This is a genomic window from Bradyrhizobium sp. S3.7.6 (assembly GCF_054061875.1).
Genome location: NZ_JBSSEQ010000001.1, coordinates 3,602,664 through 3,628,203, shown reverse-complemented (window position 1 = coordinate 3,628,203; position 25,540 = coordinate 3,602,664). Strand labels below are relative to the sequence as shown.

The 25,540-nt window shown below is 65.6% G+C and carries 21 protein-coding genes and 1 pseudogene; 11 read left to right on the top strand and 11 right to left on the bottom strand.

Going from position 1 to position 25,540, the window contains the following annotated elements; genetic code table 11:
* Positions 1-153: 153 nt before the first annotated feature.
* The 4 genes and pseudogenes from ACVJ5M_RS17060 to ACVJ5M_RS17045 all read left to right on the top strand — a co-directional run.
* Positions 154-351: pseudogene (locus ACVJ5M_RS17060) on the top strand (response regulator); the annotation flags it as partial.
* 143 nt (positions 352-494) lie between these two features.
* Positions 495-737 (top strand): winged helix-turn-helix domain-containing protein, encoded by a 243-nt coding sequence (locus ACVJ5M_RS17055; RefSeq protein ID WP_354099789.1) that lies wholly within the window; start codon positions 495-497, stop codon positions 735-737.
* Between the two features lie 92 nt (positions 738-829).
* A complete protein-coding gene (locus tag ACVJ5M_RS17050) occupies positions 830-2,194 on the top strand; it encodes a sensor histidine kinase (RefSeq protein WP_354099790.1) in 1,365 nt (454 codons plus the stop codon).
* 192 nt (positions 2,195-2,386) lie between these two features.
* Positions 2,387-2,656: a hypothetical protein gene (locus ACVJ5M_RS17045; protein ID WP_244623136.1), complete on the top strand. Its 270-nt coding sequence runs from the start codon at positions 2,387-2,389 to the stop codon at positions 2,654-2,656.
* Positions 2,657-2,704: 48 nt separating this feature from the next.
* On the opposite strand, the gene ACVJ5M_RS17040 is transcribed toward ACVJ5M_RS17045, so the two are convergent.
* Together ACVJ5M_RS17040 and ACVJ5M_RS17035 are read right to left on the bottom strand one after the other, a co-directional pair.
* Positions 2,705-3,418 (bottom strand): L-dopachrome tautomerase-related protein, encoded by a 714-nt coding sequence (locus tag ACVJ5M_RS17040; RefSeq protein WP_456679632.1) that lies wholly within the window; start codon positions 3,416-3,418, stop codon positions 2,705-2,707.
* On the bottom strand, positions 3,403-3,834 hold the full coding sequence (locus ACVJ5M_RS17035) for a hypothetical protein (protein ID WP_354099827.1): 432 nt from the start codon (positions 3,832-3,834) through the stop codon (positions 3,403-3,405). The genes ACVJ5M_RS17040 and ACVJ5M_RS17035 overlap by 16 nt, the downstream gene beginning before the upstream one ends.
* A 221-nt stretch (positions 3,835-4,055) precedes the next feature.
* On the opposite strand from ACVJ5M_RS17035, the gene ACVJ5M_RS17030 reads away from it, so the two are divergent.
* Both ACVJ5M_RS17030 and ACVJ5M_RS17025 read left to right on the top strand, forming a co-directional pair.
* Positions 4,056-4,472 (top strand): winged helix-turn-helix transcriptional regulator, encoded by a 417-nt coding sequence (locus ACVJ5M_RS17030; RefSeq protein ID WP_354099791.1) that lies wholly within the window; start codon positions 4,056-4,058, stop codon positions 4,470-4,472.
* Positions 4,473-4,739: 267 nt separating this feature from the next.
* Positions 4,740-7,004 carry a TonB-dependent siderophore receptor gene (locus ACVJ5M_RS17025; protein ID WP_354099792.1) on the top strand — a complete coding sequence of 755 codons (2,265 nt, stop codon included), beginning with the start codon at positions 4,740-4,742 and terminating at the stop codon, positions 7,002-7,004.
* A 9-nt stretch (positions 7,005-7,013) separates the two neighbouring features.
* On the opposite strand, the gene ACVJ5M_RS17020 is transcribed toward ACVJ5M_RS17025, so the two are convergent.
* Positions 7,014-7,370: a hypothetical protein gene (locus ACVJ5M_RS17020; RefSeq protein WP_028158285.1), complete on the bottom strand. Its 357-nt coding sequence runs from the start codon at positions 7,368-7,370 to the stop codon at positions 7,014-7,016.
* A 399-nt stretch (positions 7,371-7,769) separates the two neighbouring features.
* Between ACVJ5M_RS17020 and ACVJ5M_RS17015 the strand changes: the two genes are divergently transcribed.
* On the top strand, positions 7,770-8,870 hold the full coding sequence (locus ACVJ5M_RS17015) for a hypothetical protein (protein ID WP_354099793.1): 1,101 nt from the start codon (positions 7,770-7,772) through the stop codon (positions 8,868-8,870).
* Positions 8,871-9,125: 255 nt separating this feature from the next.
* On the opposite strand, the gene ACVJ5M_RS17010 is transcribed toward ACVJ5M_RS17015, so the two are convergent.
* Positions 9,126-9,737, bottom strand: coding sequence for a DUF2147 domain-containing protein (locus tag ACVJ5M_RS17010; RefSeq protein ID WP_354099794.1), 612 nt, complete (start codon positions 9,735-9,737; stop codon positions 9,126-9,128).
* Between the two features lie 107 nt (positions 9,738-9,844).
* The gene (locus ACVJ5M_RS17005) at positions 9,845-10,873 is read right to left on the bottom strand and encodes an NAD(P)/FAD-dependent oxidoreductase (RefSeq protein WP_354099795.1); all 1,029 of its coding nucleotides are present in this window, start codon (positions 10,871-10,873) and stop codon (positions 9,845-9,847) included.
* A 182-nt stretch (positions 10,874-11,055) separates the two neighbouring features.
* Between ACVJ5M_RS17005 and ACVJ5M_RS17000 the strand changes: the two genes are divergently transcribed.
* On the top strand, positions 11,056-11,523 hold the full coding sequence (locus ACVJ5M_RS17000; RefSeq protein ID WP_231142336.1) for an acyl-CoA thioesterase: 468 nt from the start codon (positions 11,056-11,058) through the stop codon (positions 11,521-11,523).
* Between the two features lie 15 nt (positions 11,524-11,538).
* Here the strand turns inward: ACVJ5M_RS17000 and ACVJ5M_RS16995 are convergent, their stop codons facing one another.
* Entirely contained in the window at positions 11,539-11,859 is a 321-nt protein-coding gene (locus tag ACVJ5M_RS16995) for a 2Fe-2S iron-sulfur cluster-binding protein (protein WP_014493954.1), read from the bottom strand.
* A 166-nt stretch (positions 11,860-12,025) separates the two neighbouring features.
* Positions 12,026-12,400: an Hpt domain-containing protein gene (locus ACVJ5M_RS16990; protein WP_187388006.1), complete on the bottom strand. Its 375-nt coding sequence runs from the start codon at positions 12,398-12,400 to the stop codon at positions 12,026-12,028.
* Between the two features lie 395 nt (positions 12,401-12,795).
* On the opposite strand from ACVJ5M_RS16990, the gene ACVJ5M_RS16985 reads away from it, so the two are divergent.
* Positions 12,796-18,636, top strand: coding sequence for an apolipoprotein A-IV repeat region-like domain-containing protein (locus ACVJ5M_RS16985; protein WP_354095715.1), 5,841 nt, complete (start codon positions 12,796-12,798; stop codon positions 18,634-18,636).
* 179 nt (positions 18,637-18,815) lie between these two features.
* On the opposite strand, the gene ACVJ5M_RS16980 is transcribed toward ACVJ5M_RS16985, so the two are convergent.
* From ACVJ5M_RS16980 to ACVJ5M_RS16970, 3 genes are read right to left on the bottom strand one after another with little or no spacing between them, the layout of a single operon-like run.
* Positions 18,816-19,697 (bottom strand): MlaD family protein, encoded by an 882-nt coding sequence (locus ACVJ5M_RS16980; protein WP_085405869.1) that lies wholly within the window; start codon positions 19,695-19,697, stop codon positions 18,816-18,818.
* 16 nt (positions 19,698-19,713) lie between these two features.
* Positions 19,714-20,496, bottom strand: coding sequence for an ABC transporter ATP-binding protein (locus ACVJ5M_RS16975; RefSeq protein WP_208087736.1), 783 nt, complete (start codon positions 20,494-20,496; stop codon positions 19,714-19,716).
* Between the two features lie 2 nt (positions 20,497-20,498).
* Complete coding sequence (locus ACVJ5M_RS16970) at positions 20,499-21,632, bottom strand: MlaE family ABC transporter permease (protein ID WP_063982228.1); 1,134 nt, start codon at positions 21,630-21,632, stop codon at positions 20,499-20,501.
* A gap of 143 nt (positions 21,633-21,775) precedes the next feature.
* Here ACVJ5M_RS16970 and dgcA point away from each other — a divergent pair, with 143 nt between their 5' ends.
* Entirely contained in the window at positions 21,776-22,771 is a 996-nt protein-coding gene (dgcA, locus tag ACVJ5M_RS16965) for an N-acetyl-D-Glu racemase DgcA (protein ID WP_354099796.1), read from the top strand.
* Here dgcA and ACVJ5M_RS16960 read toward each other — a convergent pair.
* On the bottom strand, positions 22,741-23,937 hold the full coding sequence (locus ACVJ5M_RS16960; RefSeq protein WP_354099797.1) for an MFS transporter: 1,197 nt from the start codon (positions 23,935-23,937) through the stop codon (positions 22,741-22,743). The two genes, dgcA and ACVJ5M_RS16960, sit on opposite strands and share 31 nt — an antisense overlap.
* Before the next feature lie 75 nt (positions 23,938-24,012).
* Between ACVJ5M_RS16960 and ACVJ5M_RS16955 the strand changes: the two genes are divergently transcribed.
* Positions 24,013-25,380: a hypothetical protein gene (locus tag ACVJ5M_RS16955; RefSeq protein WP_354099798.1), complete on the top strand. Its 1,368-nt coding sequence runs from the start codon at positions 24,013-24,015 to the stop codon at positions 25,378-25,380.
* Positions 25,381-25,540: the final 160 nt, after the last annotated feature.

Sequence of the window (25,540 nt, the reverse complement as noted above, 5' to 3'; positions counted from 1 at the left end):
CGCTAGAGCCGGTCGGCGCCCGCGTTCCTGCCTTTTATTCGCCAAGCTCGCTGCCTTAATGGGAACCCTGCGCACGAGCCGGAACGCCAGACTTCGGCCAGGGAGCGTCACGCTCAGGGTTTTGTTGCCCCAGCAGAGTCAAGGACGACCCGCGTGCGCTCCCTCGTAATCGAAGACGAACCGCAGATCGGCGCCTATGTCAGCCGCCTGCTCGGACAATTGCACGGCATTGTCGACGTCGTCGGCTCGATTGCCGATGCCCGTCAGGCGCTGGACAATTTCAAATATGATCTCGCGATCATCGACCGGATGCTGCCCGATGGAGATGCGCTCCAGGTGGTGACGGCGCTGAGCCGATCGGCGGACCGTCCCGCGATCATCATGCTGACCTCCAAGGACCCAAGGAGGATGTCGTCGACGGTCTCAATGGCGGCGCCGACGACTATCTCGGCAAGCCGTTCGAGCCGCAGGAGCTCATTGCGCGGGTGCGCGCCGTGTTGCGGCGGCCCCGGCAGCTCGCGCCCTCGGTGCTGTCGCTCGGCAATATCGAGCTGCATCTCGGCAGCAACGAAGCGGTGGTCGCCGACACGAAAATCCTGCTGCGCCGGCGCGAGGCGCTGATCCTCGGAGCGCTCCTGATGCGCCGCGACCGCGTCATCACCCGCGCCGCCCTGATCGAGGAGATCTACGGCTTCGACGACGAGATCGAATCCAACACGCTCGAAGCGCAGGTCTAGCGCTTGCGGAAGAAACTGACCGAGCTCGGCGGCGATGTCGAGATCCGCAGCATGCGGGGCATCGGCTACATCCTGCGGCTGGCAACACCGCGATGACGTCGATTGCCCGAACGTTTGCGCTGTCGCTTGGCATCGCCGCGACGACGATCTTCCTGATCATGCTCGGTGTCTTCATCTGGCGCTACGCGATGGAGGAACGCGAGTTCAGGGCTTGCCGCGTTGTGGTCGCCGTTCTCGATCGCGCCACGGTGATCGAAGGGCAGAACCTGACGGTACGTCCGACTCCCGCCCTCGAGGAGCTCAGGACGGACAGCCCGAACCTCTGGTACGTCGTGTCCGCTGGCGATCTGGTCAGCGAATACGGGAGCGAACGCCGGCCCGCCCTCCCCTTCGCGTTTCCCTATCACGGGCCGATCGGCTCGTCCGTCTTCAGCACGCTCGACCAGAAGAGCACCTTCTGTCTCGCCGTCGCGCAACGGGGCCCGTTGCAGCTTACGATGATGGTCGGCGCCCCCCAGGTCCGCTTCGGCCGGATTGCCAGGAACTTCCTTGCCCGCAGCATTTTCGGGATCATCACGCTGGCGCTGGCCTTTGCGGCGACGGTTGCCATCGGCTCGATGCTAGCCGCACGTTTCGTCTCGCGCGGCATCGAACGGGTGGCGCATCGCGCGCTCGCGATCGACCCATCGGCCCCGCAGGGCCTGATATCCCTGTCCGAAGTCCCCACCGAGCTGAAGCCGCTGGTCGCAGCACTGAACCGCGCCTTCGGCGAGATCGACGCCTACATCAGGATGCAACGCCGCTTTCTCGGCAACGCCGCCCATCAGCTACGCACGCCGCTCACGCTGCTGCGCGCGAAAATCGAGGACGTGCCCGAGCCGGCGCTGAGGGCGGAATTGGTGCGCGACGTCCGCCGCCTGACGTCGCTGGTCTCCGCCATGCTCGACCTGGCGCGATTGCAAAATCATGCGATCGAGAAGCGACCGATTGATCTTGCCGAGATCACGCTGGACGTGCTCGCCGATTTCAGCCCCTCGGCGCTGGACGCCGGCATAGAGCTTGCGCTGGAACACGCCGAAGAAGGTCCGTTCCTGGTGCAAGGCGTCGACGCCGCGGTACGCAGTGCGCTTGCCAATCTCGTCGGCAACGCGCTCATCCACGCCCATGGTGCGCGGCGCATCGTTGCGACGGTTAGCCGCGGCGACATCTCGATCGACGATGACGGCGCGGGCCTGCCCGACGGTGCGGAGCACAGGCTGCTCGAGCCATTTCAGACCGGCAACAGCGCGGGCGACGGCGCCGGCCTCGGCCTGTCGATCGTCCGCGAGATCATGGCCGCGCACGGCGGAGAGCTGGTCATCTCCTCCGCGCCGGGCCGCGGCACGACGATGAGCTTGCGCTTTCCCGAGGCCACCGCGACGACCAGATCGCCGCACCCCGATCTGCAAACGGGCTGACGAGCCGCTTCTAGCCCTTTGGCGAAACCGTCCGGAAACATTGGCGCGGAAAACTTCTTCCGCGTTTCGTCCTGTCGCATCACGATATCAAATAGATCCGCCGGCGGCGGTCGAATGTTCGCACACAAGCGAACCTGGCGCGGTATCGCCGCGACCAAACCTCCGATTGCCATCTTCCACGGAGATTTTCCAATGCGCGTTCTTTCGATGATTGCCGTTGCCGGCGCCATGATTGTGAGCTCGGCCGGTGCATTTGCCAGCGAGCTTCCCTCTTACGAAGTGAAGTCGTTTCCGATTTCGACGACGCAAGTGCAGGTTCTCGGCGGCGCCGGAGTCGAGGAGCAGTCGGCTGCGCCCGCGATGATCGTCGCCGGCATGCCCGCCTCGCCCGCGCAGATGTCGGTGCTGTCGCCGCGCGTCAAGCGGCTGGCGAGCGCCAACGCCACGAGCGAAGAGCGCTGAGACAGTTTTCGACCCCGGCTGCCCTTGCCGGGGTCGTCGCTCCCGCCGTCAGCGTGAGATATAGCCTGCCGCGATCGGCTTGAACCGATAGATCAGATACGGCGTCTTGTTTTCGGCCTTGCCGCCATGGAACATGGCGGCTGCGGAGACCTGAGACGCGGACACGTACATGTACCCGTCGGGAGAGGCAGTAATCCCGTCCGGCCACACCATGTCCGGATCGCTCAAATAAGTGCGAAACTTCCGGTCGGCCTCTATGACTCCAATCGATTTGGTCTCGACCGCAGTCAGGTAGATGTTGCCCGCATAGTCGATCGACAGGCCGCCATTGTTCGGTTTGTCCGAGTAGCGTTCCACCCGCGCGCTCAGCTCTTCGGCGGGCAGCTTCTCGTTGCCGAGGTCGGTGGCCTTGATGCGGTACAGCGACCGGCCGCTGAGTGGCGCGAAATAGACCCATTCGGACCTGGCATCCATCGTGATGCCGTCGCAGCCGACCTTAATGAGCGAAGGCTTGCCGTCCTTGCCAGGCACGGTCAGATCATTGCCATCCACGGTGATCGGCACATTTTCAGGGACGGTGGATCGATCGCCGTCCAGCACGTGCCGGGCGGCACCCGTATCCATGTCGATGACGATGATCGCAGCGTGAGAGCCATCGCCGCCGGGCCCGATGTTTTCGTCGGCGATGTAGAATTTCCGGTTCTTCTGGTCGATCACGATGTCCTGCGGCTGCGAGCCTTTCACGGTCACGGGCTCGGGCATGTAGTGGATGCGCTCCAGCCTGTTCGTGCGCGTGTTCCAGCCGACCAGCTTCGGCGTGATCTGCGTCCGGAATCCATGTCGATGATCCACACGACACCGCTTTCGTCGGAACGAAGACCCAGGACGTTATCGAGGTACTGATCGGTGCCTTTTCGTGGCGTATTCCATTCCGCATTTGGAAACGGCTCGAACGTCGTCGGCGATGTCAGCCGCGCCACACGAACGTCGGGACTGAAGAATGGATGGTGACTGAAGATCAGCTGATTGTCCGGCGTAAACGCAATGTTGCCGACCGACTGAGGGAGCTTCGCAAAGACTTCCGCGTTGCCGCCTCCGTTCTCCGCACAGGCCGCGCCCGTGACGATTGCCGCCGACAGAAAAATGACAAGTCGAATTCCTCTCCTCACGCTTCGCACCGCTCCCTCCCTTTGTTTTCCACGGTTATTCCGGCGCGCGTGCGCCCGGTCCGCGCCGGCAACCGCCGCAGGATTTCAATGCAGAGACCCAATGCGAGCCGAAGCGGTCGCTCGTTCATCGCCGCCGCGCCGATATCGATCTTTGCGAGAGCCACGATGCGCGCTAATTTGGGGACTGACAATTACGCACAGGCCAGTCCTCTAGTATCACGGAGTGAACCATGCAGAAGCTCGGCAGCAAGACGTATGATTGTGCCGTGGGATGCCCCGTGGAGGCCACCCTCGATCTGATCGACGGCAAGTGGAAGGGCGTGATTCTCTACCACCTGCTCGACGATACGATTCGCTTCAACGAGCTCAAGCGGCGCCTGTCCCGGATCACGCAACGCATGCTGACGCGCCAGCTCCGCGAGCTCGAGGCGGAGGGCCTCATTCATCGCGAGATCTATGCGGAGGTCCCGCCGCGGGTCGAGTATTCCCTGACGGCGCTTGGGCGCTCGCTCGAACCGGTCGTTCGCATGCTCTGGACATGGGGCAATCAGTATCTCGCGACGGAAGCGGCCCGTGCCGGTGCGGTCAACGGCGCCGTTTCGCTCTCGCCGCGGGTCAGACGGAGCCTGCCGGCAGGTCGCGCGTAGGCGGGCCCCTGCGTATCCACGATGCCTTGCGGCGACTGCAAGTAAATCGCACACGTCGATCAAGACGGCGTGGGCCTACGCCGCGACGAGACACGATTCTCCATCCTCACATGAGGCCATCCGCGCGCCGCCATCAAGCGGCGCGCGCTCTACTTATATAAATACTAATTCCAAATCTGATGATTGAGGGACCATTGCGCCCCTCCCGCACTTCAAGCCATCGACTGCGCTTGTTAGTCGTCCGCCCCGCAAATGATGGGGTCGCGAATGACTACATATCTCAGAACGACGGCAGGATTGATCGGCGGCGCGCTGCCGCTGTTGGCAGGCCTGATGGATGCGGCGCCGGCCGAGGCGCAATCATCGTCGCAGGAAGTGCCCGCCGTCGTGGTCGAGCAATCGTCGCGGCCGGCAGCGCGCACACGTCCGTCTCCCTCCCGTCAGGCCGCACAGGCGGCAAGCCGCCGTCGCCAGGCCGAGCGCGCACCATCGAACGCCGATACACAGGCGGCCGGCGCGAGCACGGGCGCGGAGACCGCGACAGGCCCCGTCCGCGGCTACGTCGCGACCCGCAGCGGCACCGGCACGAAGACCGATACGCCGCTGCGTGAGACACCGCAGTCGATCACCGTGGTCACCGCCGACCGCATCATCGACCAGGGCGCGACCACCGTTCAGGAGGCGCTGCGCTATGTCCCCGGCGTGTTCGCCGACGCCTACGGCGCGGACTCGCGCGGCGACTATCCGCGCATCCGCGGCCAGGACCCAAATATCTATCTCGACGGCACCCGCATGGTGAACACCAACAACTTCAACGAATGGCGGCCGGAGCCGTACACGCTGGAGCGCATCGAGGTCTTGCGCGGCCCCTCTTCCGTGCTCTACGGCGACACCTCGACCGCCGGCCTGTTGAACCTGATCTCGAAGCGCCCGCAGGCCGAATCCGCCAACGAGATCGGCGTGCAATATGGCAGCTTCAACCGTAAGCAGGTGCAGCTCGACTCCACGGGAAAGCTGACCAAGGACGGCGAGTGGCTCTATCGCTTCATCGGCGTATACCGCGACAGCAACACGCAGACCGATTACGTCAAGGACGGCCGCATCGTGCTCGCGCCATCACTGACCTGGCGGCCGACCAACAACACCAGCTGGACGGTGCTCGGCACCTATCAGAAGGACACCACGGGGTCCTCCACGGCCTTCCTGCCGCATGAGGGCACATTGTTTGCCGGCCCCAACGGCTACATTCCGGTGCGGCGCTTCGCCGGCGAGCCCGGCTTCGACCAGTACCAGACCGAGACCGGCGCGATCAGCAGCCTGTTCGAGCACAGCTTCAGCGACAGTCTGAAGATCCGGCAAAACCTGCGTTACGCCCATGTCGAGGGCATTTACCGGTCGACGTGGCCGGACCTGAACTTCGTCGATCCAAGCGATCCGAACTATCCATTTCTCGACGCCAGCCGACGCTCCGTGGCGCGCAGCGTATGGAGCCGCGAGACGGTCAAGGACAACCTGACCTCGGACAGCAATGCCGAGCTGAAATTGCACACCGGACCGGTCGCACACAAAGTGTTGTTCGGCACCGACTACCGCGAGTTCAGGGAGCACGCGCAATCAGGCTTCACCACAGACCCGACGCCGTTCGATCTCTACGCGCCGGTCTACCGCGGCGTACCCGCGCCGACGATGTCTCCCGAACCGGATCTGCGCCAGACCCAGTTCGGTATTTACGCTCAGGACCAGTTGCGCCTCGGACCGTGGCTCGCCGTGCTTGGGCTGCGCCACGACTACGTCACCAGTAACACGCAGGCCTCGCCGGTCGAAAACTACCAGGCGACCACCGGCCGCGCCGCGCTGATGTACGAGCTGCCATTCGGCGTCACGCCTTACGTGACCTATGCGCAGTCGTTCAACCCGGTGTTCGGCAGCGGCGTCTGCGCCACGGTGTGCGCGCCGCAGCGCGGCGAGATGGTGGAGCTCGGCTTCAAGTACAATCCGACACCGGGCAATGCGATCAACGGCGCGATCTTCGACACCACCGAACGGAATCGGCTGGCCAGCGACCCCGATGATGACCGCTTCTCGATCCAGACCGGGAAGGTGCGCATCCGCGGCGCCGAGCTCGAGGTGCTGGCGCGCGTCACGCCGGAGCTCGACCTGATCGGCGCCTATACCTATCTCGATGCCCGCGTGGAAAGCGGCGACAATTCCGGCAAGCATGTCGAGACCGTGCCGGATCACCAGGCCTCGCTCTGGGCGAAGTACCGTCTGTCCCTGCTCGGCCTGCCCGGCGTCACGCTCGGCGGCGGCGTGCGCTACATCGGCACCTCCTGGGACGGCACCGACACCCTCAGCACACCCGACTATACGCTGTTCGACGCCATGGTTCGTTACGAGACCGGTTCCTGGCGGCTTCAGGTCAATGCCAGCAATCTCTTCGACAAGCGTCACCTCACCACGTGCCTGGCGCGCGGCGACTGCTTTCTCGGTATCGGCCGCACGGTGCTCGGCAGCGTGACGTACAAATTCTAGCCACGACCGCTACGTCATGCTGCCGGGCATGAAGCAGCGCACGCGCGGATGGCCGTCGACATAGTGCTTCCACACCATGGTTCGACCGATCTTGTTCGGCTCGGTGATCACGGCACCGTCGGGCACGACGACCCATTCGTCGTCGATGCGCACGCGGTAGTGGCCGCGATCGGATTCCCAGTCGACGTCGGCTATGACGTAGCCGTCGGCATCCGAGCAGCATTGCCCGTATTGGCTGTGCAGGCTCTCGAACCAGGGTTTTAGCGGCGAGTTGGCATAGCGGCCGTCGTCGCGCGCCAGCGCCGAGGTCGCAAGCAGCGCCATCGGCCCCAGCAGCGCCGCCGCACATAGTCTGGCAAGTCGCATATCGTCTCCGCGGATCGCAATCAGCGCCGCGAGGGACAGACACCGCCGTCCGCCTTCCGCACGGTCGCGGCAGGCGTGGAGACGGCGACTCGCTCCCCAGCGGCTTTGCGACAGCTATGCAAATCCGGCGCCAGCGCGCATTCCGGGGAACTACGGCCGCACGGCGTTGCCCCGGCCGGCGCGCACGTCCTGCATGTCCAACGCGTCGGCAATTTGCCGCAGCTGTTTTGGAGGCTTTCCTTGTTCCGCGAGGACGTGTACGAAACGGCCGCGGACGCGGGCCGCATCTTTTAATCAACTGTTTCAATTAGAGAAATCAGGTGTTGGCGTGACTGGCATTGGACCGTCAGCGCTATGAGTTCGAGAGAGTTGCTTCCTCGCCAGCAGGATTCGACCGACTTGCCCGCAAGCGAAGTGCAGTTTGCGCTCGTGATTTCGCGCATGCTCGAGACGGTGAAGGACGACGCGGACGCCAGGCGGCAGATGGTCTACGACCTTGCCCGCTACAAGCTCCAGGAGCAGTTCACCTACGCCGACGCCAGGAACATCGACCAGATGAAGTGGGCGCTCGAGGTCGCAATCGAGGAGGTCGAAAAATTCTCGCGCGACCAGGCGCCGCTGGAGCGCTTGCCGTCACAACAGCTCACGTCGTCAAAGGCGACCGAGACAGGCGGTCTCCTGGTGTCCGGCGACGCGACCGTTTTGCGATCGAGGATCGAGATATCCCGCAGCAAGCTGCCTGCGATCTCGGGCCCGCTTCTACCGGTGATCAAGCGTACGGCGGCCATCCTGCTTGCCGTTGGCGCAGTCATCCTGATCGTCTCGCAGCGAGACAACATCGCCGCGCTGCGCCGGCAGATTTCGTCCCAGGCTCAGGAGATCGCGCAGGTATCGCCCAAGCCGGAGACGACGATCACGGTCGCCAAACCGGAAATGATCACCCCCGCCCCACCTCCCCCGACGCGCGTATTGCCAACCGACTACGGCATCTACGCATTGATCGACGACAAATCGCTGGCGGAATTGAATGCGACCGGCGTGATGGCGCCGGACATGCGCATCGCGATTTCACCGGAGTTCAAGAAGCCCGATCGCCCGCATCTGCCGAACGGCCGCGTCAAATTCATCGTGTTTCGGCGGGACGCCGCGAACGTGATCCCCGACCGCGTCGAGGTTCGGGTCGTCGCGAAGATCGCCAGGGAGTTTTCGACCGACGCTGCAGGCAAAAATCTGGGCGGCGGAGAAGATGTCGGGGTGATCCGAAACTTCTCCTATCCGTTCCGGGTGTCGCCGATCCCGGGGAAGCCCGAGATGTACGAGCTTCACACCGGCGATTCAGGGCTCGAGCTTGCGCCGGGACATTACGTCCTGAGCCTGGGACCGCAGGCCTATTATTTCCAGGTCGACGGCGAGATCACCGATCCCCGGCAATGCCTCGAGCGGGTCGTCGCCGGCAACGGCACGTTCTACGCACCTTGCAAGAAGGCACGGACGTATTGACGGTCGTCAAGACCGTCGCTGCTGAGGCAGGCCCGAGCCACACACTCAACTGTCATCGCCCGACTTGATCGGGCGATCCCGTATTCCAGAGACAGCGCGAGGATACGGAGGGGCCGCGATTCCCCGCTTGCCGCCTACGCTGAAGCTTCGGCGCCCCTGAACTGAAGCCCCGGCGAAGCCTTGGCGTAGCCGGGTCGCGGGAATGACAGCCGCATGTGAGGCAATAGCCGAGACGACAGCGGACGCGCAGAGAACCTACTGCTTCGGCGCCGGCGCCATCATCGCGCCGCCCTTCTTCGCCGCGGGCGCGGGCGCAGGTTTCGTCGTCGCGGCGGTCGCCTGTGCCGGAAGATATTTGGCGACGATGGCAGGATCGACCTGGGCGATGTAGGCGTCGGGAAGACGCTTCCAGGTCTCGTCCTTGCCGAACAGGGAAATGCCGAGGAAGCCGCGCATGGTCAGGGTCTGGCCATCCGGGCTGACCGACATCTTGGCCTTCCAGATGTTGCCGTCGCGTGGATTGACCACGTTGCCGCCGTCATACTTCAAGCCTTCGCGCTTCATGTCGCGGATGAAGGAGAGCCCGAGCACCGGCGCGTTCTTGCGATCATCCGTGCATTTCGCACAGACCTCATTCGGGTCGTCGCCGGGGCGCGGAAAGGTTTTTGCGATCACGCCTTCGAAGACGCCGTTGTGGTCGACGAACAGAAACCATCCCACCGTCTTGCCGTCCTCGATCTTCTGCCAAAGACCCGCGGCGGTTGGCTGCTGCGCCTGTGCGGCAGCCGGTTTCACCGCGCCTGGCGTCAAAGCAAGAGCGAGCGCGAGGAGCGACAGCAGCCGAGAGCTGGAAAAGAGAGTCCGCATTATGATCACCTTGCTAAGCCGCCACTGCAATGGCCGCAGACTACGGCGATTTCGCGAACGGTTCCAGCACCAGAAACATGGGGCATTGCCTGCCGAACCCGGTGCCGTCAGTTGACACCGAGCTTCTTTTGCAGACTGGAGGACGAGGTCGTGTACTGGAACACGAGCCGCTTCTCCGGATAGACGTAGCGATGGGCTTTTTGCGCCATCAGCGCGCCCTCGTGGAAGCCGCACAGGATCAGCTTGAGCTTGCCGGGATAGGTGTTGATGTCGCCGATCGCGAAGATGCCGGATACGTTGGTCTCGAACGCGGACGTCTCGACCGGCACCAGATTGTTCTCCAGCGCGATGCCCCAGTTCGCGACCGGACCGAGCTTCATGGTCAGCCCGAAGAACGGCAGCATGGTGTCGCAGGAAATTTCGCTCACGCCGTTGTCGTTGCCCTTGACGGTGGCGCCGGTCAGCTTGCCCTCGGTGCCGGACAGCGCGGTGACCTGCCCGAGCCGCAGATCCATCTTTCCGTCGGCCACCAGCGCGCGCATCTGCTCGACGCTGTGGGGCGCGGCGCGAAAATCGTCGCGCCGGTGCAGCAGCGTGACGCGCTTGGCGAGCGGATGCAGATTGAGCGTCCAGTCGAGCGCGGAATCGCCGCCGCCGACGATCAGAACGCTCTTGTCGCGGAACGTCTCCATCTTGCGCACGGCGTAGTGCACCGAGGTGCCCTCATAGGCCTCGATGCCCGGCACCGGCGGGCGCTTGGGCTGGAACGAGCCGCCGCCGGCCGCGATCACCACCACCTTGCATTCGAACACCTTGCCCGCGTCAGTGGTGCAGCGAAACAGCGGATCGCCGATCTTCTCCACCGTCTCCACCATCTCGCCGAGATGGAAGGTCGGATGGAACGGCTTGATCTGCTCCATCAGCGCGTCGGTGAGGCCCTGCCCCGAAACGTGCGGAATGCCGGGAATGTCGTAGATCGGCTTTTCCGGATAGAGCTCGGCGCACTGGCCGCCGACCTTGTCGAGGATGTCGATGAAATGCGCCTTCATGTCGAGAAGGCCAAGCTCGAAGGCGGCGAACAGACCACAGGGGCCGGCGCCAATAATCAGCACATCGGTTTTTATCACGTCGCTCATGTCGTCTCTTTATCGATCGTTATCGGTTGGACGCCGCCCAGCGGGCAGAAGTGACCCTGCCTGTCTAGCCAACGGGGATGGATCAGGGAAGGCATAAAAGCGGGAGCGCCCCGCAGCCGCGCCCACTTGCCGGGTCAGTATAACTGGGCTGTAACGGGAAGCGATATGACGGAGATCAATCGGTGAACGCACCAAGCCGCCTCGATACGACGCCGCGCCTGGAGGACTATCCCTATCGTCTCGGCGACAATGTCCGCTTCGGCGATCTCGATCCGAACCAGCACGTCAACAACGCGGTCTACGCCACTTATTTCGAGACCGGCCGGGTCACGCTGATGAAGAGCCCGGAATACGGGCTGACGCCGCCGGGCCTCGCCTGGATCATGGTGCGCCTCGACATCCATTTCCGCGCCGAGCTGCACTGGCCGAACACGATCGAGCTCGGCCTCGGCGTGGTCAAACTGGGACGGACGTCGGTGACCTTCGAACAGGTCGTGTTTTCGGAAGGAAATTGCATCGCTTCGGCGATGTCGGTCGGCGTCATGCTCGACGAGGCGACGCGGCGGCCCGCACCGCTCACCGCTGAGATCATCGAGAAGCTCAGACCCTGGCACAAGCGCGGTATCGTGGTCGCGCCGCCGAGCATCTAGTAGATCGAGAGACGATCAGGCCTGTCGTTCCGGCGTCGCCACGACAAGCCCGTCGAGCTCGTCGGAGACCTTGATCTGGCAGGACAGCCGCGAGTTCGGGCGCACGTCGAAACCGAAATCGAGCATATCTTCTTCCATGGGCGTCGGGCTGCCGACCTTCTCGCGCCAGGCTTCGTCGACATAGACATGGCAGGTTGCGCAGGCACAGGCGCCGCCGCATTCGGCCTCGATGCCGGGAATGCTGTTGCGGATGGCGGCTTCCATCACGGTCGCGCCGTTCTCGACTTCCACCGTACGGGTTTCGCCCTTGTGGTCGACAAAGTTAATCTTGGCCATGTGTGCTCGTGCTGCCGCGATGTTGCGAATGAAGGAGGGTCCGGGCTGTCCTATAACGGGTCGATCCGCTCGGCGCCATAGGGTTTTGAAGCGACGTGAATCCCGCTTCGCGGGAAGAAAACGCGTCAAAACAAAAGACTAGAGCGCGGTTTCTCGCCCTGTCGCCCTAGGGCTTCAGGATCGCCTCGATGGCGGCGCGAGCCTCGGTCACCGCCTCTTTCAACGCGGCGAAGGCGTGGGGCTGGCCATGGCCGGTCCGGACCGCGGTCTCCAGGCTGGCCGCGGCATCGGCCACCGCAAAGGCGCCGATTCCGCGCGCGGAGCCCTCGAGCTTGTGGGCGAGTGTGCCGGCCTCGGCCGGCAGTGCTGCCATCGCCGCAACCAGGCGAACCGCCTGCTCGGCGAACATCGCGAGCACTTCCTGTTCCAGCTCAGTGTCCCCGAGCGTCATGCGCGAGAGGTGATCGAGGTCGAGCGGGCTGTCGATGGGTGCAAGCGGGGGCGAAGGCATCCAGTCCATCCGTTGCAGTTCAGGCGTCATGGCGCAGACCCCGGCATCGCGCGATGTCCGCCGATCCGGCGGTCAAGTTCCCCCACCGAAGCATGGAAATGGTTAACGAAGTGTTTGGGCCGTTTTACGCAAATCCGCCCGTTTATTGACGAAAAGTTGCCGCAATCCGGCGAGTCCGGTGGAGAATTCCATTTATTGCTAAGGCGTTACGGCGCTATCCTGTTAACGATGATTAAGATTGTCTTAATCCCGGGCATTTCATTCGCGACGCTCTGCCAATAGGATGTTGGGAGAAATTAGCGGACAAGCCGTCCGGGTGGGGACGGCTGGGAATCCGCGTAAGCGGCATGATCCGGTCTGTGGGCTTGCGTAGCGCGCTGGGCTCGCGGGAGGACGCGTACAAGTAACGAGGGCTCGGACTGAACATGGCGAACACTCCGAAAAAGGTCAAAGACCCCACAGAAGTTGCGCTTTCTGCGATCCAGGAAGCCCTGAACATCAGCGACACGGCCGCGGACACCAGCCGCAACGCCTCGATGCGCAACGAAACGTCGGCTCCGGTGGGGCCGCCGGCTCCCCCGATCTTCGACGAGCCGACCTTCGAGCCGCGTCCTGCCGCCAACGAGCGCACCACCGTGTTCGATACGATCGAGGAGCCGCGCACCTCGCGCCGCGCCGCCAACGATGACCGCGAGACCATCGGTCAGTTGCTCCAGGCGCTTCAGAAGGGCCGCCCTGCCCGCAGCGTCTACACCTTCGCCACCATCTTCGCCGGCGTCTGGCTCGCAGCCTGCGCCGCGCTCACCGTCGGCTTCCTGCCCTCGATCCAGGCCGCCATGGGCCAGAGCGGCGGCGTGCTCGTCATCGCCGGCCTGATCGCGATGTTCTTCGCGCCGATCATGCTGTTCTACTTCCTGGCGAGCCTGGTCTGGCGCGGCCAGGAAATGCGCATGATCGCGCAGGCGATGGCGCAGGTCGCGATCCGCTTCTCCGAGCCCGAGGGCTCGGCGTCCGATTCCATGGTGACCGTCGGCCAGGCCATCCGCCGCGAGGTCGCGGCGATGGGCGACGGCATCGAACGCGCCATCGCGCGCGCCGGCGAGCTCGAGACGCTGGTCGCCAACGAGGTTGCGGCGCTCGAACGCGCCTATTCCGACAACGAAGTGCGCATCCGCTCGCTGCTCCAGGACATCGCGCACCAGCGCGACAATCTGGTCGGCCAGGCCGAGCAGGTCCGCAGCGCCATCTCCGGCGTGCAGATCGATCTGCGCCACGACATCGCGCTGATCTCGGACGCGATCGCCTCGCGCGTCGACGAGGTCGCCAAGAGCATCACCGGCGCGCTGGAAGAGCGCGGCGCCCACATCACCGGCGCCCTGAGCAACGCCGGCGACAACATGATCCTCGCGCTCGGCGAGCGCGGCGGCGACCTGCTCGACCGCCTCGAGGAGGCCAGCAACGAGACCACGCGCGCCGTGCTCGACGCCAGCGAGCGGCTGACCACCAGCCTCAACTTCAAGACCGGCCACGTCCACGACGAGTTCGTCGACCTCGCCGACCGCGTCCACGAGATGCTGAACGAGCGTATCGACCGCATCACCGGCGAGTTCGAGCAGCGCTCCGCCGCCATCGTCGACGGCATCTCCGAGCGCACCGAGCAGGTGCACGACAGCCTGAAGAATTCGTCGGACTCGCTGCTGCTCGAGCTCGAGCTGCGCTCCAACGACCTCTCCGCCAAGATCGACGATGCCGGCAACCGGCTCGCCGGCCACATCATGACCTCCGGCGACAAGGCGAGCGAGGCGCTCGACGCCACCGTCAACACCCTCGTCGCCAAGGTCGTCAGCCAGACCGAGACCGCGCACGACTCGCTGTCGCTGCAGATGAGCGCGTTCGACGAGCTGGTGAAGAACCAGGGCACCGAGCTGGTCGAGAGGTTCGCCCGCGACTCCGGCACGCTCGGCGCGCTGATCACCCGCCACATCTCCGAGTTCGACCGCACCGTGAAGACGTTCGGCGGTGATATCGTCGATCGCATGGGCCAGCGCACCCAGGACATCGCCGAGAGCCTGAAGACCTATGTCGACAATTTCGATACCCGCTTCACCTCGAACGGCGGGGCGATCACGGCCGTGCTCGACCAGCGCCTGGTGCAGTTCGAGACCACGGTCGGCGAACGTGTCACCAACCTCGACGCCTCGCTGAACGACAAGATCGTCAGCCTCGACGGCACGATCGAAGGTCACATCAAGACCTTCGACGACCAGCTCGTCGGCCGCGTCGCCGCGCTCGAGCAGTCGTTCGACACCCGCGCCAAGTCGGTGACCGAAACCATCGACGGACGCCTCAACACCCTCGCCTCGTCGCTGACCGACGGTGCCGCGCAGGCGATCCAGTCGATCGACTCCCGCCTCACCCACCTCACGACGTCGCTCACTGACGGCGCATCGCAGGCCATCGAGACGATCGATACGCGCCTCAACTATCTCGCGACCTCGCTCACCGATGGCGCATCGCAGACCATCCAGTCGATCGATACGCGGCTGACGCACCTCACGACGACGCTCTCGGGCGGCGCCTCGCAGGCGCTCGAATCCATCGACACGCGCCTCACCTACCTGACGACTGCGGTGACGAACGGCGCCTCGCAGGCCGTGCAGTCGATCGACACGCGCCTCACCCTCCTGACCTCGACGCTCACCGACGGCACCGCGCAGGCGATCGAGGCGGTCGACCGCCGCATCACCGGCGTCGCCGAGATGATCGACGGCCGCAGCACGCACCTGACCGACACGGTCACGGCGCGCTTCCAGGACATCCACCAGGCCATCGAGACCAAGGTCGGCTCGGTCGCCAACGACATCGACGTGCGCGTGGCGCAGTTCGAGGACCTGCTCGGCTCGCGTGTCGAAGCCGTCGCCGGCCGCATCGAAAGCAGTGGCCGTCAGGCCAGCGAGGACATGATGTCCCGCGCCGAGATGATCTCGACCGCGATCCGCTCGCATGTCGAGGATGCCGAGCGCTCGCTCACCAACCTCGTCGTCAACACCAGCGAAACGATCCAGACCGGCGCGCGTACCGCCCAGCAGTCGCTGATGACGGTCTCCTCCGACGTCAACGCCCAGCTCAAAATGACCTCCTCCGAGGTCGAGCGCGCGCTGACCGCGGTCGGCACCGGTGCTGCGAACTCGATCCTGAGCAGCGCCCGCGAGGCTCAGTCGACCCTGGTCGCTGCCTCCGGCGATGCCTCCAACCAGATCAAGGGGCTCGCGGTCGACGTCGAACGCACGCTGTCGGCGGCCGGTTCTGCCACCGCAGCCTCGATCCTGGCCGGCGCCCGCGAGGTGCAGACCACGCTCGTCACGGCGTCTTCGGACGCGGCCAACCACGTCAAGACGCTCACCGCCGACGTGCAGCGTTCGCTGTCGCTGGCCGGCGCCACCACGGCGGAATCGATCACCGTCGGCGCCCGCGATGCGCAGAGCGCGCTGATCGCGGCCTCGACCGAGACCGCCAACCAGATCAAGGCGCTGTCCTCGGACGTGCAGCGCTCGCTCTCGATGGCCGGCACCTCGACGGCCGAGATCATCATGACCGGCGCCCGCGAAGCCCAGACCACGCTCGTCAATGCGTCCTCGGATGCGGCGAGCCAGGTCAAGTCGCTCGCGGTCGACGTGCAGCGCTCGCTCTCGATGGCCGGCACCTCGACGGCCGAGACCATCATGACCGGCGCCCGCGAAGCCCAGACTACGCTCGTCAACGCGTCCTCGGATGCGGCGAGCCAGGTCAAGTCGCTCGCGGTCGACGTGCATCGGTCGCTCTCGCAGGTCGGCCAGTCGACCGCCGAGACGATCACGACCAGCGCCCGCGACGCCCAGAGCACCCTGCTCTCCGTCTCGGCCGAACAGACCAGCCAGGTCCGTTCACTGGCGGCCGAGATGCAGCGCGCGCTGGCGACCGCCGGCGGCGCCACCATCGAGGCGCTCACCAGCGGCGTGCGTGAGGCCCAGGGCGCGCTGATCACCGCCTCGACGGACGCGGCAAGCCAGATCAAGTCGCTGACCACGGACATCGAGCGCACGCTGACCTCGGTCGGCGCCGACACAGCCTCGACCATCCTCAACAGCGCGCGTGAGGCCCAGACTTCCCTGACTTCGACGTCGGCGGATGCCGCAAGCCAGATCCGCACGATCTCGACCGAGATCGAGCGCGCATTGAGCACGGCGACGACGAACGCCACCAACGACATCCAGACCAGCGCGCTCAACGCCCAGAACGCGCTGATCAACGCCTCCAACGAGGCAAGCTCGCGCGTCAAGTCGAGTTCGTCCGACGTCGAGCGTTCGGTGCTCGCCGCCAGCAGCAGCTTCGGCCAGGCCATGACCGGCAAGACCGACGAGATCGTCACCTACGTGCAGCAGCAGGCCGACCGTCTGTCGAACATGATCGACGCCAAGCGCGGCGCGCTGGTCGACGCGATCGGCTCGAAGACCAGCCAGCTCACGCTCGACATCGACCGCGTCACCTCGGATGCGCTGAAGTCGATCGAGACGCGCGGCCATGCGTTCTCGCAGACGATGATGGGCAACGGCTCCGAAGTCGCCCGCACCATCAACGCGGCGAGCGAGATGGCCACCGGCGCGGTCGGCAAGTCGCTCAAGGACCTCGAGCAGGCCTCCCGCTCGGCGATCGACCAGTCGCGCCAGGTCTCGATCGCGGCCGTCACCGAGATGCAGGAGACCAGCAAGATCCTGCGTACCGATACGGTGGCCCTGTTCGAGCGTCTGCGCGAAGGCAACATCCTGCTCCAGGAGGTGCTGACCGGTGCGCACGACAACCTCAACTCGCTCGAGCGGGCGCTGGTGACGCGCGTCGCCGACTTCGTCTCGGCGATGAACGACGTCACCTCGCGCAACGGCGCTGCGACGCAGAACCTGGAAGACCAGCTCAACGTCTTCAATACGAAGACCACGCGGGCGCTGCAGGACCTCGGCGAGCTGTCGACCCAGTTCGACGCGCACGGCAAGGCGCTGGTCGAAGCCGCGCAGGTGGTCGAGGTGAGCAACAAGAACACCACCGCTTCCCTCGCCGAACGCAAGCAGGCGCTGGAATCGCTCGTCACGACCATCGACCTGCGTACGGCCGATCTCGACCAGCGTCTGTCGCGCTTCACCGGCCTGCTCGATGAATCGCTGGCCGCCGCCGAAGAGCGTGCCCGCGACATCGCCCGCGTCGTCGCGGAGACCGCCGGCGCAGGTTCCGCCGCGATCACCCGCCAGTTCGAGGCGGTGCGCGTGGCGTCCGAGGAGGAGCACCGCCAGACCATCGAGGCCATGCACGACATCTACCGCCAGACCACGGACGAGGCGGATACGATGTTCAAGCAGTCGACCGAGAAGTTCACCAACCTCGTCTCCAGCATGAAGCAGATGGCGTTCGAGATGCACAACGAGCTCGAAGCCACCCGCAACGAGCTGCGCCGCGGCGTGCTCGAGATGCCGCAGGAGGCCGCCGAGAGCACTGCGCAGATGCGCAAGGTGATCGTCGACCAGATCGAGGCCCTCGCCGAGCTCAACCGCATTGTGGCCCAGCATGGCCGTGGCCTCGACGTCTCCACGACGGGCCGCGCCAGCGCGCAGCGCCAGGAAGAGCCGTTGCTGGCAGCCGTCGGCACGCGCAACACCGAGACCCGCGGCCGCGACACCGGCAGCGCCTCGACGCTGCCGCCGCCGGACCTCGGCATGCCCGCCTCCTCGCGCCGCACCGAAGCGCCGCCGGTCGCGCCCGCAGGCAACGACCAGGGCCGCGACGGCTGGCTGTCGGACCTCCTGAACCGCACGGACGCCAACCAGGGTGCTCCGACCGGACGTGAGGCCCCGCGTGGCCGCGCGACACCCGCGCCGCAGCCGCAGGCTCCGCAGGGTGGCAGCAATCCGCTGGAGTCGCTGTCGCTCGACATCGGCCGCCTGATGGACCGCAACCTCGCCGCCGAGATGTGGGACCGCTACCAGCGCGGCGAGAACAAGGCCTTCACCAAGCGCCTCTACACGCCCGCCGGCCAGAAGGCCTTTGACGAGGTCGCCCGCAAGTACCGCGCCGACCGCAACTTCAAGGGCACGGTCGACCGCTACGTCGCCGAGTTCGAGCGTCTGCTCGACGAAGTCGCCCGCGACGGCCGTGGTCCGCAGGAGCTGCGCAGCCACCTGACCTCGGAGACGGGCCTGGTCTACACGCTGCTCGCGCATGCAGCGGGCCGGCTCGGGTGATCAGCCCATAGCGACAACGAATAGCGAATGAGAACGGAGGCCTCACGGCCTCCGTTTTCGTTTGAGCCCGTCATTGCGAGGAGTCCTTGCGACGAAGCAATCCAGACTGCTTCCGCGGAGACAATCTGGATTGCTTCGCTACGCTCGCAATGACGAGGTGAGGTCCGTGTACTAAACGCCTACTGCCGCCTTCCGCTCGCGGCGGGCGCCTGCCTCGGCGGCTCGGCGGGCGGCGGAGCGGCGGCCGGGGCGCTGTTGCTGGCGCCGAACAGTACGCGGGTCGGGTTGCGGTCGAAATTGTTCACGGCGCGGCTGATGTCGCCGAGCGTGCGCCGGCCGTCGGTCATCAATGCACCGGAGCGCTTGTCGAAATCCTCGGCCAGCTCGCGGATCGACTTCACCGCCTGGAACAGCTCGCCGCCGTCCTTGCCGCCGGCGAGCGTGTTGAGGCCAAGCATGAGGCTGTCGGCCTTGTGCATGACGCCGTCGACCTTGGCCATCACGCCGTCGATCTTCTCCGAGTTGCGCGCGAGCGAGTTGGTGAAGGTCTCGAGGTTCTTCAGCGAGTTCTTCACCGACTCCTGATTGTCCGCGACGATCTTGTTGATGTTCTGGAGCGTGCCGCGGATCGCCTCGGTGACGTCCTGGAGCTTGTTGGGATCGGCCGTCAGCGACGGGATGCCGTCCTCGTCGAGCGGCGGCGGAGGCGCGGCCTCCTCGCCGCCCTTGAGCGAGATCGCGGCGACGCCGGTCAGGCCCTGGAATTCGAGGCCGACCAGGGTGTCCTTGCGGAGCGGGGTGTTGTTCTCGACCATGGCGAGTGCGACAACCCGCCGCGGGTTGTCGAGCTTCACGGAGACCACCTCACCTACTCGGATACCGTTGAAGTTGACACTGCCGCCGTTGCGCAGGCCCGCCGCCGGGCCCTCGAACACGACGCGCAGGGGGCTGCGCTGCTTGGTGGTGTGCAGCGACTGGAACCACAGCACGAAGCCGATCGCCGCGGCGATCACCGCCAGCGTGAATGATCCGATCAGTACGTAATTGGCCCGCGTTTCCATCAGCTACTCCGGCACCTCAGCCCATCACCGCACGGGCGCGCTTGCCGTGGAAATATTGTCTCAGCCAGGGATGCTGCGAGGCCTGCATGTCGGCGATCGACCCTGCCGCAATGATCTTACCGTTCCCTAAAACGGCGATGCGGTCGCAGGCTGTGTAAAGGCTGTCGAGGTCGTGCGTTACCATGAAAACGGTCAGGCCCAAAGTACGCTGGAGCGTCCTCACCAGCTCGTCGAAATCGCCGGCGCCGATCGGATCGAGGCCCGAGGTCGGCTCATCGAGGAACACGAGATCGGGATCGAGCGACAACGCGCGCGCCAGCGCCACGCGCTTGATCATGCCGCCCGACAGTTCCGAGGGAAAGCGATCCGCGACTTCCGGCTTGAGCCCGACCATGGTGAGCTTGGCCAGGGTGATCTCGTCCATCAACCGCTGCGAGACCCGGAGATACTCGCGCATCGGAAACTGGATGTTCTGCCGCACGGTCAACGAGGAGAACAGCGCGCCCTGCTGAAACAGCACGCCCCAGCGACGCTCGACGCTGCGGCGCTGCGCGGTGCTGGAGGAATCGAGGTCGACGCCGAACACCTCGATGGAGCCCGCGACCTTCGGCACGAGACCGATGATGGTGCGCGTCAGCACCGACTTGCCGGCACCGGATGGGCCGACGAAGCCGAGGATTTCGCCGCGCTTGACGTCGAGGTTGAGGCCATCGAGCACGCGCGTCGCGCCGAACTGCACGGTGATATCGCGAACGCGGATGATCGGATCTTGAATCGCGTTTTGAGTTTCTTGCGCCATCGTCACATCCCGATCGAGGCGAAGAAGATGGCGAACACGCCGTCCATGACGATGACGAAGAAGATGCCCTTCACCACGGAGGCCGTGGTGTGCTGTCCGAGCGATTCCGCGCTGCCCTGCACGGCGAGACCCTCGACGCAGGCGACGATGCCGATCACGGCGGCCATCACCGGTGCTTTGACGATGCCGACGATGAAATGGTCGATCGAGATGGCGTCGCGCAGACGCAGCAGGAAGGCTTCGGGATCGACGCCGCCATAGAGCCAGGCGACGAGACCGCCGCCATAAAGCGCGGCCATGGCGCCGAGGAAGGCGAGGATCGGCAGCGCCAGCACCAGCGCCAGCATGCGCGGCAGCACCAGGACCTCGATCGGGTCGAAACCCATCGTGCGCAGCGCGTCGATCTCCTCGCGCATCTTCATCGAGCCGAGCTCGGCCGTGTAGGCGCTGCCCGAGCGACCCGCGACCATGATCGCGACCAGGAGGACGCCGATCTCGCGCAGCACCAGCACACCGAGCATGTCGACGACGAAGATATCGGCGCCGAACCTGCGGAAATGAAAAATGCCCTGCTGGGCGATGATACAGCCGATCAGGAACGTGATCAGCACGATGATCGGCACCGCGCGCCAGCAGACCTGCTCCATGTGGTGCACGGTCGAGGTCAGGCGGAACGAGCGCGGATGGATCAGGACGCGAAAACCCGCCGCGAGCACCGCGCCGAGCATGTCGACGAGGCCCGCAACCGTGCCGGCGACCCCGGCCACGGCCCGGCCGATCTGCTCCAGCATGCCGGTAATGGTGACCGCGCTGCTGTCGACGACCGGCGTCGCCCCGACCCGCCGCACCTCGTCCACGAGGCTCGAATAATTGGCGGAAAGCCCCGCGATCTGCGCCTCGACGGCGCCCTGGGTCAGGCTGCGGCGCAGCCGTTCGATCAGCCAGGCGCCGAAGGTGTCGAGCTTGGCGACCTCGGAGACGTCGATGAAGATGCTTTGCGAGCCGCCGGCGAGCTTTTCGGCGTCAGCCACCATCCGCTCCAGGACCGGCGCGAAGCTCGCGGTCCAGGTTCCGGTGGCGCAGAGTGCCAACGCGTTGCCCTTGGCAATCCGTTCCAGCTTCGGATCGCCGCTCAAGGTCTCCGCTCCCGGGCCGGGGCTCGAGAAACGGGTAGAATCAGATGGTTGCGCACACGCCCTTACCCAGAGAAGGTATCCCCAACTGGTTAATGTTAGTTGCTAGAGGTAACTAGCAGGTTCAGATTTCGCCAGAGTTCAAAATGACTTCCAGCAAAGTTCCGGCCCTGGCCGCGCGAATCGAGCGCTTTCCCATCGCCGGCAGTTTCACCATCAGCCGGGGCGCCAAGACCGAGGCCGTGACCGTCGTGGCCGAAGTGAGCCGCAACGGCCTCACCGGTCGCGGCGAATGCGTCCCCTATCCCCGCTATGGCGAGACCCCCGAGGCAACCCTTGCGGCCATCCAGGCCATGCAGGCGGCCGTCGCGGGCGGCCTCTCGCGGGAGGCCCTGCAAGCCGCCATGCCGCCGGGAGCCGCCCGCAACGCGCTGGATTGCGCCCTGATCGACCTCGAGGCCAAGGCGACCGGCCTGCGGGCCTGGAACCTGCTGGACCGCCCGGTGCCGGGCGAGCGCACCACCGCCTTCACGATTTCGTTGGGCACCCCCGAGGCGATGGCGGCGGCGACGGCCAGGGCCGCGCACCGGCCATTGCTCAAGATCAAGCTCGGCGGCGACGGCGATCCGCAGCGGATCGCGGCGGTTCGGAAGGCCGCCCCCGAATCCGAACTGATCGTGGATGCCAACGAGGCCTGGACCGAGGCCAATCTGGAGCAGAATCTCGCCGCCTGCGACGCCGTCGGCGTCACCCTGGTCGAGCAGCCGCTGCCGGCCGGGAAGGATGACGCGCTGGCGCGGATCAAGCGGCCGCTCGCGGTCTGCGCCGACGAGAGCGTGCATGACCGCCCCTCGCTCGCGCCGCTCCGTGAGCGCTACGACGCCGTGAACATCAAGCTCGACAAGACCGGCGGGCTCACCGAGGCGCTGGCGATGGCCGACGCGGCGCAGGCGCTCGGCTTCGAGATCATGATCGGCTGCATGGTCGCGACCTCGCTGTCGATGGCCCCCGCAATGCTGGTGACGCCGCAGGCGCGCTTCGTCGATCTCGACGGCCCGCTGCTGCTCGCGCGCGACCGCGACCACGGGCTGCGCTACGACGACAGTCTGGTCTATCCGCCCGCCTCCTCGCTCTGGGGATGAGCCTTGAGTCGATGCCGCGCCGACCAGATCACGAGCGCGCCGGCCGCGGCCATCGCGGCCATGACGTAGTACAAGCTGTCGCCGATGCGGGCGTAGATCGCACCTGACGCGATCGATGTTGCTGCGCCCAGCAACCCGTTGCACGCGGCATAATAGCCCTGCCCCCGCGCGATCTGATGCGATGGCACGCGCTGCACCAGCAGGTTCATGGTGCCGACGATGGTCATGCCGAAGGTGAGGCCGTGGCCGAGCTGCACGATCACGAGCAGTGCGAGCGGCGGCTCCTGCGCAGTGACGATCCAGCGCACCACGGCGCTCACGCCGCCGATTGCGATCAGCGTGGACGGATGCAGCGAGAACCGCGGCGACAGCGCAAAGACGACGATCTCGGCGATCACGCCCAGCGTCCAGAGGCCCGCGATCGTCAGCCCGCCGAAGCCGTGGAGCTGCCAGTTGATGGCCGAGAACGTGTAATAGGCGACGTGGCTGCCCTGGATCAGTGCGGCCGACGCGATGACGGCCCAGAAGCCGCCATCGCGCAGCAAGGCCTTGCCGGCATGCGTCTCCGTCGTCCTCCGCCTGACATCGTCGAGCGGCTGCAGCAGCAGGCTGGCGGCGACCGCAACGACGGCCCACGCGACGATGATCCAGATCAGATCGCGCGCAGCGATGTGGTCGACGAGAAAGCCGCAGGCGAGCGAGCCCGCGGCGAAGGCCGCCGAACCCCACAGTCGCAACGGTCCGTAATCGAGCCCGTAGCGGGCGACGCCGCGCAGCGCATAGGCATCGGTCAGCGGGGTCGTCGGCGTCCACATCATGCAGGTCAGCGCATAGATCAGGAACAGCGCCAGCGGCTGCTGCTGCAGGCCGACCGCCGTGAACCCGATCGCGGTTGCCAGCACCGACACCTTCATGCCGGCGCGAATGGCATGTCGCCTTTCGGCAAGGGCGGTGATCTGCGGCAGCGTGGTGAAGCGCGTGATCGCCGGCAGCGCGTTGATGAGGCCGATCCAGCTTGCGTCGATGCCGATCGCCTTCAGCCAGAGCGGAAAGAACGGCAGATGCGTGCCCGACACCGCGAAGACCGCCGAATAGAACAGCGCCAGGCTCACGGCGAATCGCCGCTTCACGGCAGCTTGCGTGGGGATTTGTGATTCGCCTGCCATCAAACCAATTGCGATTCGGTCGATATCGTGGTGATCGTTACAGTAACGCGTAGTGATTTGCGCGACGAGATTGTCATGGCCAACGAAGCATTCGCCCTCTCGCCTATGTCTGCCCGTGCGGCCGAGCCGAACGAGCAGGATTACGACGCGATCCGCGAAGCCTTCATGGAGACCGCGCGCGGCCGCTGGTTCCTCGGCGAATATGCCAAGCGCAACCGCAATGCAGATACCCGCATGGTGCTCGATGCGGTCGCGAAAATCGAAGAAACCCTTGCGGCACAGCGACAACCGGTCGTCGAGGATCGCCTGCCCGAGGCGCTGGTCGAGATCCGCCGCGCCATCCGTGAGGCCGAGACGATCGCGATCGCCGCCTTCGATCCTGCGGCGATCGAGGCCAGCCTCGCGCCGATTCCGCGCGGCGTGCGCATCATCAAGGAGATCTCCTGGCGCTGGCGCGAGATCGGCGCCGACGGGCGAATCTGCGATCTCATTGATTCGCAGCTCGCCTCCATCGAGGCGGCTTGCGGACAGCTATCGACCATCGACCCCCGCGTCGAGCTCAAGGCTGCATTCGATCTGCTCAGGGATCGGGTCGAGCAGCTCGATGGTGACGGCGACACAGCGCCGCAAGCGGCGGCGCATTCCGCACCTGCGCCGGTGCAGGAAGCGCCCGTCGCAGAGGCTGCGCCTGCCGTGATGGCCACCGAAGCACCCGTGGCTCTTACGGAGGCGCCGCAGGACATCGCAGCGACTCCCGCGCCCGAAGCAGCGGTCGAAGCGGCCGGCGCCATCGAAGCACTCGCCGTTGGCGAGGAGGCAATGGACGTCGCCATCGAGCCGGAGTTCATCGCCGGCAATCACGTCGGACCCGAAGAGGAGGTCGCAGAGGCCGCCGCTTTCACTGAGGTGACTGACGGGGTCTCGCTCGACGCCGCCGCGGAAGCCGAGGACGAAGCCATACTCGATGCCATCGCGCTGGAAATGGCCGCACCCGATCCGGAGTTCGACGAGATCACCGAACCGGTCGAGCTGGAAGCGGCCATTCCGGAGCCGATGGCTGCGGAGGTCGCAGCGCCCATTGCCGCAGAGCTTCCGGAGCCGGTCGCAGCCGAGCCGGCCGCCACCGCAGCCGCGGAGGAGCCCGCCGAAGACGCGCCGATCGCGATGGACTCGCTTGCGCGCCTCACCGACGCCATTGCGGAGGCCGCCGCCGAAGTGATGGAGCAGCCGGCCCCGGCCATGGCAGCCGCCGCGACATTCGGTGCGGCGCCGACCGCGACGCTTCCGATGCCCTCGCCCTTGTCCGCGTCCCTGCCCGAGCCCTCGCTCGGCGCCACCATCCTCGCCAGTGGCATCCTGCAAAAGCCCCGCGCGGCGGCCAACGACCCCATGGCGCCAATCCGCCGCATGACCCAGGCCGAGAAGATCGCGTTCTTCTCGTAAGGGGCGCGCGCTCTCCAAATCGTCATTGCGAGCGCAGTGAAGCAATCCAAAGTCTTTCCGCGGGGAGATTCTGGATTGCTTCGCTGCGCTCGCAATGACGGAGCAAGGTGGATCACCGCGCCCTCTCTCGTGTCCCGGACAAGCTGCAACGCGTAGGCAT

What these genes read in the sequence shown, in the direction of transcription:
- dgcA (WP_354099796.1), top strand. Translation starts at nt 21,776, where the DNA reads ATGACTTCCAGCAAAGTTCCGGCCCTGGCCGCGCGAATCGAGCGCTTT.
- ACVJ5M_RS17045 (WP_244623136.1), top strand. Translation starts at nt 2,387, where the DNA reads ATGCGCGTTCTTTCGATGATTGCCGTTGCCGGCGCCATGATTGTGAGC.
- ACVJ5M_RS17040 (WP_456679632.1), bottom strand. Translation starts at nt 3,418, where the DNA reads ATGCCCGAGCCCGTGACCGTGAAAGGCTCGCAGCCGCAGGACATCGTG.
- ACVJ5M_RS17010 (WP_354099794.1), bottom strand. Translation starts at nt 9,737, where the DNA reads ATGCGGACTCTCTTTTCCAGCTCTCGGCTGCTGTCGCTCCTCGCGCTC.
- ACVJ5M_RS16980 (WP_085405869.1), bottom strand. Translation starts at nt 19,697, where the DNA reads ATGGAAACGCGGGCCAATTACGTACTGATCGGATCATTCACGCTGGCG.
- ACVJ5M_RS17050 (WP_354099790.1), top strand. Translation starts at nt 830, where the DNA reads ATGACGTCGATTGCCCGAACGTTTGCGCTGTCGCTTGGCATCGCCGCG.
- ACVJ5M_RS17030 (WP_354099791.1), top strand. Translation starts at nt 4,056, where the DNA reads ATGCAGAAGCTCGGCAGCAAGACGTATGATTGTGCCGTGGGATGCCCC.
- ACVJ5M_RS16960 (WP_354099797.1), bottom strand. Translation starts at nt 23,937, where the DNA reads ATGGCAGGCGAATCACAAATCCCCACGCAAGCTGCCGTGAAGCGGCGA.
- ACVJ5M_RS17025 (WP_354099792.1), top strand. Translation starts at nt 4,740, where the DNA reads ATGACTACATATCTCAGAACGACGGCAGGATTGATCGGCGGCGCGCTG.
- ACVJ5M_RS16985 (WP_354095715.1), top strand. Translation starts at nt 12,796, where the DNA reads ATGGCGAACACTCCGAAAAAGGTCAAAGACCCCACAGAAGTTGCGCTT.
- ACVJ5M_RS16975 (WP_208087736.1), bottom strand. Translation starts at nt 20,496, where the DNA reads ATGGCGCAAGAAACTCAAAACGCGATTCAAGATCCGATCATCCGCGTT.
- ACVJ5M_RS17005 (WP_354099795.1), bottom strand. Translation starts at nt 10,873, where the DNA reads ATGAGCGACGTGATAAAAACCGATGTGCTGATTATTGGCGCCGGCCCC.
- ACVJ5M_RS16955 (WP_354099798.1), top strand. Translation starts at nt 24,013, where the DNA reads ATGGCCAACGAAGCATTCGCCCTCTCGCCTATGTCTGCCCGTGCGGCC.
- ACVJ5M_RS16995 (WP_014493954.1), bottom strand. Translation starts at nt 11,859, where the DNA reads ATGGCCAAGATTAACTTTGTCGACCACAAGGGCGAAACCCGTACGGTG.
- ACVJ5M_RS16990 (WP_187388006.1), bottom strand. Translation starts at nt 12,400, where the DNA reads ATGACGCCTGAACTGCAACGGATGGACTGGATGCCTTCGCCCCCGCTT.
- ACVJ5M_RS17020 (WP_028158285.1), bottom strand. Translation starts at nt 7,370, where the DNA reads ATGCGACTTGCCAGACTATGTGCGGCGGCGCTGCTGGGGCCGATGGCG.